The organism is Palleronia sp. THAF1 (assembly GCF_009363795.1).
Lineage (GTDB): Bacteria > Pseudomonadota > Alphaproteobacteria > Rhodobacterales > Rhodobacteraceae > Palleronia.
On sequence record NZ_CP045420.1, the window covers coordinates 681,460 to 695,222 of the forward strand.

The window sequence follows — 13,763 nt, forward strand, 5'->3', positions numbered from 1 at the left end:
TGCCGCACTGTTCGGCATCTGCCCGAATTTTGGGCGGCCGTGTAACCGCGCGCCTACTGCGTGGCGTGGAACGGCTTGCCAAGGCTGGCGGGCGCAGCAGAACCGCGCTTGTGGGACGCAGAGATGACGACCAGCACCACGATGGTGATGATGTAGGGCGACATCGACAGATACTCGACCGGCAGTGCCGATCCGGCGGCCTGCAGGTTCAACTGCAACACCGTCACGCCTCCGAAGAGATACGCGCCCACCAGCACACGCCCGGCGCGCCACGAGGCGAAGACCACGATGGCCAAGGCGATCCAGCCCGCGCCCGCCGTCATTCCTTCGGTCCATTGCGGCACACGGACAAGGCTTAGATACGCGCCGCCAAGGCCCGCCAATGCCCCACCGAAGGCAATGGCGGCGAAGCGCATGGCGACGACCGGCAGACCCAGCGCGTGGGCGGCGTCGTGGTTCTCGCCCACAGCGCGCAGACGCAGGCCCGCGCGGGTGCGCGTCAGGAACAGCCAGACCGAAACGACGACGCCAAGCGACAGGTAGACGATGGCGTCGTGGCTGAAGATCGCGCGGCCAAGGAACGGCAGGTCCGATAGCGGCCCCAGGTCCAGTCGCGGGGTAGAGGGCGGCTTGATGCCCACGTAGCCTTGCCCCAGCAGTGAAGACAGGCCCAGCCCGAACAACGTCAGTGCCAGCCCCGTAGCCACCTGATTGGCCAGGAAGACCAGCACCAGCACGGCGAAGATCAACGATAGCAGCGCACCGCCGACGGCCCCGATGGCAAAGCCCAACGCGGGCGAGCCGGACTCCACCGCCGCCGCGAAACCGCAGATCGCGCCGACGATCATCATCCCCTCGACGCCAAGGTTCAGCACACCCGAGCGCTCGACGACCAGTTCGCCAAGGGCCGCCAACAGGATCGGCGTTGCGGCGGCCATCAAAGATGCAACCAAAAGGGCAGGAGAGATGGCGCTTAGATCCATATGTCAGCTCCAGTGCTGGCCGCTGACAGCCAGACAATAAAGGCAGGTCAAGCCCCATGCCGCAGCGGCCGCTGGTAGCATCAGTGTGATATGTCGCAGGTTCGGGCGGTGCAATTTTCGGCGCAAGCCCGGCAACAATAGAGCAAGCCCTCCCAGAGTGACGATCAGGAGGATATGCACCAGGACAAAGGCTGCGCCTCCACCGTCTACATGCATCATCCAGGGCATCGCCAGCCCCATCACAAGGCCCATTAAAATGGGTGTCCGGTGTCGGATCATGCCGCACCTCCTGTCATGGGCGGCGCGAGAGAGCCGAGGACCAGACCGACGGCGATGGCCAGCACGATCCGCGCCCAGCTGGTGCGAAACCGTAGGAGCGCGATGCCAACGACCGCGATCAAAAGGCCAAGCAGCGCGATGGCATTCGGGGTGCCGGACAGCGCGCCCGCCCAAATGCCGCGCAGGCCGGTCAGCACGGCAGGCGCGGTCAGCGCGCCAAGGAACATGGAAACCACGAAGGCGACGCCCGCGAGGATGCTCATCAGGGTGCGGGTGTTGTCGCTCATGCCGCGACCCTACGGCCCAGCCGGATGCGGTAGTTCGTCAGCACATCCACCGCGAGCAGGAAGAACAGCAGCATGCCTTGGAACGCCTGGATCGCGGCGGCGGGGATACCCAACATGAAGGACGCCAGTTCGCCGCCGATGTAGGTCAGCGCCATCAGCAGCCCCGCCAACAGGATGCCCACCGGGTGCAGGCGGCCAAGGAAGGCCACGATGATCGCGGTGAATCCGTAGCCCACGTTGAAATCGATACTGATCTGGCCCGCCGGGCCCGTCACCTCGAACAGTCCGGCCAGTCCCGCCAGAGCGCCGGAGATGCCGAAGCAGAAGATCACCAGCCGCGCGGGGTTCACACCCGCAAAGCGCGCGGCACGGGGGGCTTGGCCTGCTAGGCGGATATGCACGCCCGTCAGATGTCTGTGCAGCAGGATGTAGGCGAAGATCACCGCGATGATCGCGGCCACCACGCCCCAATGCAGCCCAGTGTTCGGGATCAGCTCGGGGTTCATGGACGACGCCCATTGCGCAAGATTGCGGCTGCCCGGAAAACCACCGCCTTCGGGATTGCGCAGCAGGCCTACGGACATCGAGGCCAGAATGTTCTCGGCCACATAGACCAGCAGCAGCGACACAAGGATCTCGTTGGTGTTGAACTTCACGCGCAGGATTGCGGGGATCATGGCCCAAGCCCAGCCGCCCAGCGCGCCCGCTATCACCATCAGCGGAAAGATCAGCCGCGTGTCGGCGGGATACAGCGCCAGCCCCACGCCTGCACCGCACAGCGCGCCGATGATATACTGCCCCTCTGCCCCGATGTTCCAGACGCCCGCCTTGAACCCCAGCGCAAGCCCGGTGGCGATCAGGATCAGCGGCGCGGCCTTCACCAGAAGCTGCGGCCGTGAGTAGCCCGCGAATTGCGGATCGAAGAGAGGGTCGTAAAAGATCGTGCGAATGGCCGCGACCGGGTCCTTCCCAAGCGCGGCGAACATCGCGCCGCCGACGAGCACGGTCAGCGCCACAGCCAGAAGTGGGGTGGCCCAGGCCCAGACGGTGCTGGGTTGGCGGCGTTTCTCCAGCGCGATCATCGGGCGTCACGCATGTGCAGGCTCCATATCGTGCGCACCGCCCAGCATCAGGCCGATCTCTTCCACCGTCAGGCCCGCGGCGGGGCGGAAGGCGGACAACCGGCCTTCTGTCAGCGCGGCGAACCGGTCCGACACCTCCATCAACTCATCAAGGTCCTGGCTGATGACGATTACGCCCGATCCTTCGCGGGCAAGGTCCATCAAGGCCTGCCGGATGGCCGCTGCCGCTGCCGCGTCAACGCCCCACGTGGGCTGGTTGACCACCAGGACGGCGGGGCTCTGCGCGATCTCCCGACCGATCACATATTTCTGCAGGTTGCCGCCCGACAGCGCCCGCGCCGCCGTGCTTGGCCCCGGCGTGCGCACGTCGAACCGTTCGATCACGCGTTCCGCATAGGCGCGCGTCTTGCGCCAGTTCACGAAACCGCGCGACGCCAACCCCTGCCGCGTCGCCGCAGACAGCAGCGCGTTCTCGGTCAGGCTCAGGTCCGGCGCGGCGGCGTGGCCCAGCCGTTCCTCTGGCGCGGTCAGCAATCCAGCCCGGCGCCGCGCCTCTGGGCCCGCGTGCGACAGGTCCGTGCCGCCCATGGTGATCGCGCCCTTGGCGGCCAAAGTCTCACCTGCCAAGGCGGCCAGCAACTCGTCCTGCCCATTGCCCGCCACACCGCCGATGCCCAGAACCTCTCCGGCGTGCAGCGTCAGCGACACCTCTTTCAACGCGGTGCCGAAGGCGTGGGCAGGGGGCAACGACAGGGCGTTGATCCGCAACGCCACGTCTTCGCTGGCATGCCCAACGCGCGCCGGAGCATCCAACCGGCGGCCCACCATCAGCTCGGCCAGCCGCCCCGCCGTCTCATCGCGCGGGGTGCAACGCTCGACCACCTTGCCGCCCCGCAGGATCGTCGCGGTGTCGCACAGCGCCCGGATCTCTTCGAGCTTGTGACTGATATACAGGATCGACGTGCCCTCTGCCCGCAATTGCCGCAGCGTGGCGAACAGCAGGTCGACCTCTTGCGGGGTCAGCACGCTGGTCGGCTCGTCCATGATCAGAAGGCGGGGCGCGCCCAGAAGGCAGCGCACGATCTCGACCCGCTGGCGTTCGCCTGCCGACAGATCGCCCACAATGTGCGACGGGTTCAGCGGCAGCCCGTAGTCGCGGCTGACCTGCGCGATGCGCGGCGCCAACTCGCGGCGCGGTGGCGGGTCGGACATACCAAGCGCCACGTTTTCCGCCACGTCCAACGCGTCGAACAGCGAGAAGTGCTGGAACACCATTCCGACGCCCGCCGCACGCGCCGCATCCGGGCTGGAGGGCGCATAGGGCACGCCGTTCATGTGCATCGTGCCCTTGTCCGGCGACACAAGGCCGAAGATCATCTTGACCAACGTCGACTTGCCAGCGCCGTTCTCGCCCAGCAACGCATGAACCTCGCCCGTGCCGATCTGCATCGAGACGTCGTCGTTCGCCACGACGCCGGGGTAGGCCTTGGTCAGACCGTCGATCTGCAAAAGGGCGGTCATGCGGCAGGGTGTCCCATACCGCGCAGTATGTCCGCCGCCACGCCGATCGCAATGGCCTGCGGATGTTTCCCAAGGGTTGGATCGCCGATGGGGCAGCGGATGGTGTCGATTTCAGCGTCGGCGTGGCCCATCTGCCGCAGACGGTTGCGAAAGCGGGCCCATTTCGTGGCCGACCCGATCAGGCCGATCCGCGCAACACGGCGGATCAGCAGGCCGTGGCACAGCGCAAGGTCGGTGTCGTGGGAATGGGTCAGGATCAGGTGGTGGCTGTCTTGCCGGACGTGCGGTGTCAGCGTCTCCGGCTGTGCGGCGGGGATTTTCGTTGTCGTGGTCGGGATCTCCGCCGGAAACTTCTCGGGCAGGTCCACCCAATGCAACGCGATGCCGGGGAAGGGGGCCAGAACGCCGACCAACGCGCGCCCCACATGGCCCGCACCCCAGATGTAGACCGGCATTCCATTCGCGGACAGTGCTTCGATCACCGTATCCCCAATGCGATGGGGTAGCTTCGTGGGCCGCTCGATGTGTTCGGCGTCAGGGCCGTAGGCGCAAACGCCATCGCGGATCGTCGGCGCAACGTCCTGTCTCCACTCCGAGATGAACAACGTCACTGCCCCACCGCAGCATTGCCCGAGACCGGGGCCGAGCGACAGGCGGTGTACCCCAATGTGGCCGGCGCGCGCCAACGCCGCGGCCTCCCACTCCAGCCGCCCACCGCCGATCGTGCCCTCTTGCCCACCGTCCCAGACCCACATCGCGGTGCCCGCCCCGCGGGGGACCGATCCGGCGGCGTCAAGAATCAACACGCGCCACACCGTCCCAAACGTTGCAGTCAGCGCTTTCAGCCGTTCGGGATCGAAACTCATCCGGCGGCGCGACGCGTTGCGAACAGGCACCGCTCTGCCGTCGCAGGGGCGTCGAGCGCGGGGTAAACCGTGCCGCAGGCCGCCGCCGCGTCCGACAGGGCCATCAGCGCGGATATCCCCAGCATCAACGGTGGCTCGCCCACGGCTTTCGAGCGGTAGATCGTTTCAGACGCGTTCTCCTGATCCCACAGGCTCACGTTGAACACCGGCGGCCGATCCGAGCAGGCGGGGATCTTGTAGGTCGACGGCGCATGCGTGCGCAGCCGCCCCTTGTCGTCCCAGACCAGTTCTTCAGTGGTCAGCCAGCCCGCCCCCTGCACGAAGCCGCCCTCGATCTGGCCGATATCCAGCGCCGGGTTCAGCGACGCGCCGCAATCGTGCAGGATGTCCACGCGCAGCATCCGGTTCTCTCCGGTGCGGGTGTCCAGAGCGACCTCGGTCACGGCAGCCCCGTGGGCGAAGTAGTAGAACGGCGTGCCCTTGCCGCGAATGCGATCCCACTCGATGCCGGGCGTGCGGTAGTGGCCGGTGGACGACAGGCTGACGCGACCCTCGTAGGCCAGTTGCGCGGCTTCGGCGAACGTGTAGGTCGTGCCGCCGACTTGCACATTTCCTGCATCGAAAAGCACTTCTGCAGGGTCTGCTTGGTGCAGTTCTGCTACAAATCGTGCAATCCTGTCGCGGATCGTATCGCACGCGACCTTCACCGCCATACCGTTCAGATCAGCGCCAGAGGATGCGGCAGTCGCACTGGTGTTCGGCACCTTCCCGGTGTCGGTAGCGGTGATCTTCACCTGATCCAAAGCGATCCCGAACCGGCTGGCCGCCACCTGCGCGACCTTCTGGTGCAGGCCTTGCCCCATCTCTGTGCCGCCGTGGTTCATATGCACGGATCCATCCTGATACACATGCACCAAAGCGCCGGCCTGATTAAGGTGGGTCAAGGTGAACGAGATTCCGAACTTCACCGGCGTCAGCGCGATGCCGCGCTTGATTCCCGCGTGACGCGCGTTCCAGTCGGCCACCGCCGCGCGGCGGGCATGGTAGTCAGAGGTTTCGACCAGCCGGTCCACCATCTCGTTGAGAAGGAAGCCGCGCACCGCCATGCCGTAGGGTGTGGTCTGCGCATCAGCGGGCGCCTCTGCGACAGGCCCCGTCGGTTCCGCTGCCTCATGCAACGCGCCGCGGCTTGCCACGTCTTCGTCCGCTCCAAGTTTCACCGTTTCGGAAATACCTCGGGGGGCCGCAGGCGGGGGCAGAGCCCCCTCGGCATCCGCCGCGTAGAAATTCGCCCGGCGCACCGCGAGAGGGTCCAACCCAAGCCGGTGTGCGATCTCGTCCATCACGCGTTCGATCCCGACCATACCCTGCGGCCCACCGAAGCCGCGAAACGCTGTGGCAGACGCGGTATTGGTGCGCAGCCGGTGCGAGTTGATGCGCGCGGCGGGCAGGTGGTAGGCATTGTCTGCGTGCAGCATCGCGCGGTCGGCGACGGGGATCGACAGGTCCTGGCTCCAGCCGCAGCGGGCGAATTGTTCGAAGGCGATGCCCTGCACCCGGCCAGCGTCATCGAATCCCACATCGTAAGTGATGCGGAAGTCGTGGCGTTTGCCGGTGATGACCATGTCGTCGTCGCGGTCGTAACGCATTTTTGCGGGGCGACCGGTCTTCGCGGCGACCAGTGCGCAGGCGACGGCCAAGGCGTTGCCCTGGCTTTCCTTGCCACCGAACCCGCCGCCCATGCGCCGCACCTCGACCCGCACGGCGTGCATCGGTACGCCCAGCGCATGCGCGACCTTGTGCTGGATCTCGGTCGGGTGCTGGGACGATGAATGCACGACCATCTCGCCACCTTCACCGGGCACGGCGAGCGCGGATTGACCTTCCAGATAGAAATGCTCTTGCCCACCGATCTCGATGCTGCCTTGCAACCGGTGTTCCGCACCCGAAAGTGCCGCGTCCGTGTCGCCCTTTTCCCAGATGCGGGGGCCGTCTTCGAACCGCGCGTCCTGCGCGAGCGCATCGTCGATGGTCAGGATCGGGGTTTCTTCCGTGATTTCCGGGGCCGCGGCGCGGGCGGCTTTGCGCGCGGACAGATGGCTGTCAGCGGCGACAAGAAACACAGCTTGCCCTTGATAATGAACAGTGCCGGTGGCCAGCAACGGTTCATCATGCGCGGCGGGGGCGACGTCGATGTCGCCGATGTCATCCGCCGACCACGCCAGTGTCACGCCGGGGACTGCGCGCACCGGCGCAAGGTCCAGCGCAGTGATCGTCCCGCGCGCCACGGGCGACAGGCCGAAGGCGAGATGCAGGCAGTTCGCCGGCGTCGGCAGATCGTCTACGTAGCGCGCCTGCCCGGTGACATGGAGTGCGGCACTGTCATGCGGGTGGGGCTTATGAACGGTCATGGCTGAACCTCCAGAATGCCCGGCCCGGTCGCCGCAAGCCGTGCCAGCATCCCCTGCGCCGCCGCCATGCGATAGGCGCTGGAGGCGCGCATGTCCGACAGGGGCTGGAAATCTTGCTCCAAGGCCGCCTGCGCCGCCGGAATGGCATCCGCAAGCGGTTGGCCGACCAGCGCGGCCTCGGCCTGTGTGGCACGTTTGGGCGTGCCTGCCATGCCACCGAAGGCGATGCGGGCCTCTGTGACGATGCCGTCTTCCCGGGTGATATTGAAACACCCGCAGACGGCTGAGATGTCCTGATCGAAACGCTTGGACAGCTTTTGGCAGATCAGCCGGTCGGGTTGGTGGGGAATACTGACGGCGGCGACAATCTCGCCCTTGCGCCGGTCCTGCTCGCCGTAGTCGATGAAGAAGTCTTCCAGCGGCATCTCCCGCGCGCCGTCCCGGTGCGCCAAGTGAAGCGTCGCGCCCAGCGCGATCAACGCGGGCGGACCGTCCCCGATGGGAGAGCCGTTGGCGATGTTGCCGCCGATGGTCGCGGCGTTGCGCACCTGGGTGGATCCGTAGCGACGGATCAGCTCGGCAAAGCTGGGGTGATGCGGCGCGATGGCCTTGCGCAGGGCGGATAGCGTGACGCCCGCGCCGATGCGGAACTGGGTGTCGCTCTCTTCGATCCGCTGAAGCTCCTCTACGCCGTTCAGGAAGCAGGCAGTGCCAAGGTCGCGCATCCCCTTGGTCACCCACAGCCCCACATCGGTTGCCCCCGCGATCAGCGTGGCGTCCGGGTGGTCGGCGTAGAAGGCGAGCAGGTCGTCCAGCGATGCAGGGCGGTAGGCGTCGCGCGTGCGGGTGGTGTTGCCGCGCATATCGGCGCCGGTGGCGGACAGCGGCGCGGTCTCGCCCCAGTCAGCAGCAATTGGGGGCTCTGCCCCCGGCGCTGCCACGCCTCCCCCGCGGTATTTATCGAACGATGAAGGAAGGGGCGTGTCGCGCAGATGATCGGGGACCGGCGCGGTTTCGGCGACCCTGGCGGCACGGATGATGGGGGCATAGCCGGTACAGCGGCAGAGGTTGCCGGCAAGCTGGTCATCGTGATCCGTGGCCCCGTTCAGATGCGCGGCGGCCATTGTGGTGATAAACCCCGGCGTGCAGAAGCCGCACTGGCTGCCGTGATGTTCGACCATCGCGGCCTGAACCGGGTGCAGCGTCCCATCGGGGGCGGCGATGCCTTCCACCGTGCGGATCGCCTGACCATTGAGCTGGCCCATAAACAGGATGCAGGCATTCAGCGCGTGGGTGCCGCGCGCGTCGGTCACCATGACAGAGCAGGCGCCGCAGTCGCCTTCGTTGCAGCCTTCCTTGGTGCCGGTCAGGCCTCGCACCTCGCGCAGCCAGTCGAGCAGCGTCGTGGTGGGAGCGACGTTGGCCTCTACCGGGTCTCCGTTCAGTCGGAACGTGACATGCATTTCGTGTATCCGCCGCGTTACTCTGGTCTCGGGCGGGCGGCACGGTCGATGCGGCGTAGAGCATGCGGCCCACCGCGATGAAAGCGGGATGAGCGGCGGTTTGCAAGAGCAGGCCGCCGCGACGTTGCGCACCAACGGTTATGCACAACATCCGGCCTTTCGTCGCTGGGCGTGACGCCATATCGTGCGGTCCATGTCTGATCCCCGATTCATCCACCTGCGTCTGCATTCAGAGTATTCCTTGCTGGAAGGGGCCATGCGGCTGAAGAAGCTGCCCGCCTTGGTGGCCGGTATGGGCATGCCCGCTGTCGCCCTGACCGATACCGACAACATGTTCGCCGCGCTGGAGTTTTCCGTCGGCGCGGCAGAGGCTGGCGTGCAGCCCATCGTCGGGTGTCAGGTGTCCGTCGGCTATGGTGCCGTGCCCGGTCGTGGGGGCGTGTCGATGCCTGCGCCGCTGGTTCTGCTGGCGCAGTCGGAAGCGGGCTACGAGAACCTGATGAAGCTGAACTCCCAGCTTTATCTGGAGGGGGATCGCTCGGTCCCGCAGGTGTCGCTGGAGGATCTGGCAGCACATGGTGACGGGCTGATCTGTTTGTCTGGCGGCCCCGAAGGGCCCGTTGGCAAGCTGTTGCAGGCGGGTCAGCGCGACAAGGCAGAGGCACTGTTGACGCGGCTGGCTGCGATCTATCCCCAGCGCTTGTATGTCGAGTTGCAGCGCCATCCGGGCGACGGGGGCGCATTGCCAGAGGCCGAGCGCGCGACCGAGCGTGGCCATGTAGAGATGGCTTACGCCATGGACCTACCGCTGGTCGCCACCAACGATGTCTACTTCCCCAAGCCCGATATGTACGAGGCGCACGACGCGCTGATCTGTATCGCGGACGGCGCGTATGTGGACCAGAACGAGCCACGCCGCCGTCTGACGCCCCAGCACTACCTCAAGTCCCCGTCAGAGATGTGCGCGTTGTTCGCCGATCTGCCGGAAGCGACCGCGAACACCGTCGAAATCGCGCGCCGATGTGCCTTCGCCACCTACCGCCGCGACCCGATCCTGCCGAAGTTCGCCGACGACGAGGTGGACGAACTGCGCCGCCAGGCCATTGAGGGCCTGAAGGAGCGGCTGGCGGTCATCCCCCATGCCGCCCCGGTTGAGGAGTACGAGAAGCGGCTGGAATTCGAGCTTGGCATTATCGAGGGCATGGGCTTTCCCGGCTACTTCCTGATCGTGGCCGACTTCATCAAGTGGGCCAAGGAGCAGGACATTCCGGTCGGTCCGGGCCGTGGGTCGGGGGCGGGGTCGCTCGTGGCCTACGCACTGACAATCACCGACCTTGACCCCTTGCGCTATTCACTGCTGTTCGAGCGGTTCCTGAACCCCGAGCGTGTGTCGATGCCCGACTTCGACATCGACTTCTGCATGGATCGCCGGGAAGAGGTGATCCGCTACGTCCAAGAGAAGTACGGTCGCGACAAGGTCGGCCAGATCATCACCTTCGGCGCGCTGCTGTCCAAGGCCGCCGTGCGCGACGTGGGCCGCGTTTTGCAGATGCCGTATGGGCAGGTGGACCGCCTGTCGAAGATGATTCCGGTCGAGGGCGTGAAGCCCGTGTCCATCGCGCAGGCCCTGCGGGACGAGCCGCGGTTGCGGGAAGAAGCGCGCAACGAAGAGGTCGTAAAGCGATTGCTGGACTACGGCCAACAGGTCGAAGGGCTGCTGCGCAACGCCTCGACCCACGCGGCCGGTGTAGTGATCGGGGATCGTCCGCTGGACGCGCTGGTGCCGCTCTACCGCGATCCGAAATCCGACATGCCCGCCACCCAGTTCAACATGAAATGGGTCGAACAGGCGGGCTTGGTGAAGTTCGACTTTCTGGGTCTGAAGACGCTGACGGTGATTCAGAACGCGGTCGACCTGATCAACCAGTCGCGCCCCATTCACATCGGCCCGAACGGCGAGGAACTCTACGCCCCCGCAGACGGTGCCGAGAACCAGATGAACCTGATTCCTCTGGACGACGAGAAATCCTATCAGCTTTACGCCCGCGCCAAGACGGTCGCCGTGTTCCAGGTGGAATCCACCGGCATGATGGACGCCCTGCGCCGCATGAAACCAACCTGCATCGAGGATATCGTGGCTCTGGTGGCGCTCTACCGCCCCGGCCCGATGGAGAATATTCCGAAGTATTGCGAGGTGAAGAACGGCCTGTCGGAACGCGACAAGCTGCACCCCACGGTCGATCACATCCTGGACGAGACGCAGGGCATCATCGTCTACCAGGAGCAGGTGATGCAGATCGCGCAGGAGATGGCCGGGTATAGCCTTGGCGGCGCCGACCTGCTGCGCCGCGCCATGGGCAAGAAAATCCAGGCCGCGATGGATGCCGAAAAGCCGAAGTTTCTTGCCGGTGCCAAGGAAAACGGGGTGGATGAGACCACCGCGATGGACACCTGGGCGCTGCTCGACAAGTTCGCCAACTATGGTTTCAACAAGTCCCACGCCGCAGCCTATGCAGTCGTCAGCTACCAGACCGCATGGCTCAAGGCGAACCACCCGGTCGAGTTCATGGCCGGCGTTTGCAACTGCGATATCCACCTGACCGACAAGCTGGCCGTCTACATCGAAGAGGCCCGGCGCGGCCTGTCGATAGAGATCGTGCCCCCCTGCGTGAACCGCTCGATCGAGACCTTCAGCGTGGATCAGGGCCGGATCGTCTACGGTTTGGGTGCGCTCAAGAACGTCGGTCTGGACGCGATGCGGCTGGTCGTCGAAGGTCGCACCGAAGGGGCGCAGGATGGACGCGACGGGAAACCGTTCGCCACACTCTACGACATGGCCCGCCGCGTCGATCTCAAGCGGATCGGCAAGCGCCCGCTAGAGATGCTCGCGCGGTCCGGCGCATTCGACCAGCTCGATCCGAACCGCCGCCGCGTGTTCGACAGCCTTGATGCGCTGGTCGGCTATTCCGCTGCGATCCATGAGCAGAAATCGTCCAATCAGGTCTCGCTGTTCGGAGAGGCGGGCGACGACTTGCCGGAACCGCGTCTATCACCGGTAGACGACTGGCTGCCCACCGAACGGTTGGCCGAAGAGCACACCGCCATCGGCTTCTACCTGTCGGGCCATCCGCTGGACGACTATATGGGCGCGCTGAAACGCCAGAAGGTGATGACGCTGGAGCAGGTCCACGAACGTGCGCTAGCCGGTCCGCACGTGGCCAAGATGGCTGGCGTCGTGGCCAGCCGACAAGAACGCAAGTCCGCGCGCGGCAACCGCTTTGCCTTTATCGGCCTATCCGATCCGTCGGGCCTCTACGAGGTCACGATCTTCTCGGACACGCTGGAAGCGTCGCGTGAGTATCTGGAGCCGGGCACCAATGTCGTTGTTCAGGTCGAAGCGACGATGGAAAGCGAACAGCTCAAACTGCTGGGCCGCTCCATCGCGCCCATCGACAGCGCCGTTGCGGATGCGGGAACCTCTGGTCTGATGGTCTATCTGGACGCGCCCGAAGCCGTGGGCTCCATCGCGAGCGTGCTGGACCGCGCCCGCGAGGATCGCCAGATCCGCACCCGCGGTCCGGTCAAGCTGTGCCTGATGGAAAGCGGCTTGCCCGGAGAGGTCGAAGTCGAACTGGGCGACGACTTCCCCCTGACGCCGAAAATCAAAAGCGCGCTGAAATCACTGGGCGGCGTGATGACCGTAGAGGATCTGTAGGTGGACAGCCGCAAGCTGGAAATGACCGTTCTGATGACGCCCGACATGGCCAATTTCTCGGGCAAGGTGCACGGCGGCGCGTTGCTGAACCTACTGGACCGCGTGGCGTTCTCCTGCGCGTCGCGGTTCTCTGGCAGCTACGCGGTCACGCTGTCGGTCGATCAGGTCGTCTTCCGCCAGCCAATCAACGTGGGAGAGCTTGTGACCTTCCGCGCCAGCGTCAACCAAGCGGGCCGCACCTCGATGGAGATCGGCATAAGGGTAGAGTCCGAGGCGATCCGCGAAGGCACCCGCCGTCACACCAACTCTTGCTACTTCACCATGGTCGCAGTGGACGAGGACGGTCGCCCGAAGGAAGTGCCCCCCTTGCGTGTCCTGACCGAAGAAGAGGGGCGTCGCCAGCGTGCCGCCGAGACACGCAAAAAGCTGCGCAAGGCGTTTGAAAAAGAGATGGAGAAGGCTGCAGAGGGGTAGCGTCGGATTTGCGTCCGACGTGAGGCCTACCCCTTCCGTTCAGTGCCTGTCGCCTCATGGGTGAGATGCGCGGCCTGCATCGAATGCTATTCTGCCGTCGTTGGAAGGAGGGTGCGTCGATGAAATGTTTCCGTCTCTGCCTTGCTCTGTTGCTTTTTGTACCGCAGGTCCACGCGTATTCGGGCGATGGATACAGGGTCTGTCGCCTCGATCCCAACGGTGACAATTTCCTGGCCCTGCGCGCAGGACCGGGGACGGGATACCAGATGATCATGCAACTGCCGCCCGAAACAGTGGTCGAGAGCCGCGGATCCGCCACGAACGGCAAATGGCTGCCGGTCGTCGTCGAATACACTCCCCAACAAACGTATCTCAGGAACTTGCCGAACGGATACGTCTGGGGCGACTACCTCTGCCGTTTGTAATTTCTACCAATGCGGCGGACGTTCGTCCCCGATGAACACGCCGCCGTCGCTTTCGCCGTTCTCTCTTGCGCGCTTCATCAGTAACGCCACCTGCGCTTCCAGCCGCTCTATGGCCTTCGCCTGTGCGGTCACCACATCCGACAGGTCGTCGTTGGCGCGGATCAGATGCGCCAGCTTTTCCTCGATCGCGTCCATCGTGTTCCCCATTCTTGAAGCGCCGATGTATGTGGCCTAGACGGGCGGCGAAAGGGACATCC

At 65.3% G+C, this 13,763-nt stretch carries 12 protein-coding genes; 3 read left to right on the forward strand and 9 right to left on the reverse strand.

The features are described 5' to 3' along the window. Nucleotides 1-53: 53 nt before the first annotated feature. The 8 genes from FIU81_RS03370 to xdhA are packed head-to-tail and all read right to left on the reverse strand — an operon-like array spanning nucleotide 54 to nucleotide 8,892. The gene (locus tag FIU81_RS03370; protein WP_124111530.1) at nucleotides 54-983 is read right to left on the reverse strand and encodes an ABC transporter permease; all 930 of its coding nucleotides are present in this window, start codon (nucleotides 981-983) and stop codon (nucleotides 54-56) included. A gap of 3 nt (nucleotides 984-986) precedes the next feature. After that, nucleotides 987-1,262, reverse strand: a complete 276-nt coding sequence (locus tag FIU81_RS03375; protein WP_124111531.1) for a hypothetical protein — start codon at nucleotides 1,260-1,262, stop codon at nucleotides 987-989. Beyond that, nucleotides 1,259-1,549, reverse strand: coding sequence for a hypothetical protein (locus FIU81_RS03380; protein ID WP_124111532.1), 291 nt, complete (start codon nucleotides 1,547-1,549; stop codon nucleotides 1,259-1,261). Before FIU81_RS03380 ends, FIU81_RS03375 begins: the two co-directional genes overlap by 4 nt. Next, the gene (locus tag FIU81_RS03385) at nucleotides 1,546-2,631 is read right to left on the reverse strand and encodes an ABC transporter permease (protein WP_124111533.1); all 1,086 of its coding nucleotides are present in this window, start codon (nucleotides 2,629-2,631) and stop codon (nucleotides 1,546-1,548) included. The genes FIU81_RS03380 and FIU81_RS03385 overlap by 4 nt, the downstream gene beginning before the upstream one ends. Before the next feature lie 6 nt (nucleotides 2,632-2,637). Then, the gene (locus FIU81_RS03390; RefSeq protein ID WP_124111534.1) at nucleotides 2,638-4,152 is read right to left on the reverse strand and encodes an ABC transporter ATP-binding protein; all 1,515 of its coding nucleotides are present in this window, start codon (nucleotides 4,150-4,152) and stop codon (nucleotides 2,638-2,640) included. Beyond that, entirely contained in the window at nucleotides 4,149-5,018 is an 870-nt protein-coding gene (xdhC, locus tag FIU81_RS03395) for a xanthine dehydrogenase accessory protein XdhC (protein WP_124111535.1), read from the reverse strand. The genes FIU81_RS03390 and xdhC overlap by 4 nt, the downstream gene beginning before the upstream one ends. Beyond that, complete coding sequence (gene xdhB, locus FIU81_RS03400) at nucleotides 5,015-7,429, reverse strand: xanthine dehydrogenase molybdopterin binding subunit (RefSeq protein WP_152460902.1); 2,415 nt, start codon at nucleotides 7,427-7,429, stop codon at nucleotides 5,015-5,017. The genes xdhC and xdhB overlap by 4 nt, the downstream gene beginning before the upstream one ends. Further along, a complete protein-coding gene (xdhA, locus tag FIU81_RS03405; RefSeq protein WP_124111884.1) occupies nucleotides 7,426-8,892 on the reverse strand; it encodes a xanthine dehydrogenase small subunit in 1,467 nt (488 codons plus the stop codon). The genes xdhB and xdhA overlap by 4 nt, the downstream gene beginning before the upstream one ends. Before the next feature lie 193 nt (nucleotides 8,893-9,085). Between xdhA and dnaE the strand changes: the two genes are divergently transcribed. The 3 genes from dnaE (at nucleotide 9,086) to FIU81_RS16635 (ending at nucleotide 13,506) form a co-directional block, all read left to right on the forward strand. Then, the gene (dnaE, locus tag FIU81_RS03410) at nucleotides 9,086-12,607 is read left to right on the forward strand and encodes a DNA polymerase III subunit alpha (RefSeq protein WP_124111885.1); all 3,522 of its coding nucleotides are present in this window, start codon (nucleotides 9,086-9,088) and stop codon (nucleotides 12,605-12,607) included. 21 nt (nucleotides 12,608-12,628) lie between these two features. Further along, nucleotides 12,629-13,081, forward strand: a complete 453-nt coding sequence (locus tag FIU81_RS03415; RefSeq protein ID WP_413816232.1) for an acyl-CoA thioesterase — start codon at nucleotides 12,629-12,631, stop codon at nucleotides 13,079-13,081. A 266-nt stretch (nucleotides 13,082-13,347) separates the two neighbouring features. Continuing rightward, nucleotides 13,348-13,506 carry a hypothetical protein gene (locus FIU81_RS16635; protein ID WP_172971386.1) on the forward strand — a complete coding sequence of 53 codons (159 nt, stop codon included), beginning with the start codon at nucleotides 13,348-13,350 and terminating at the stop codon, nucleotides 13,504-13,506. A 3-nt stretch (nucleotides 13,507-13,509) separates the two neighbouring features. Here the strand turns inward: FIU81_RS16635 and FIU81_RS03425 are convergent, their stop codons facing one another. Then, nucleotides 13,510-13,701, reverse strand: a complete 192-nt coding sequence (locus tag FIU81_RS03425) for a SlyX family protein (protein ID WP_124111887.1) — start codon at nucleotides 13,699-13,701, stop codon at nucleotides 13,510-13,512. Nucleotides 13,702-13,763 lie beyond the last annotated feature (62 nt).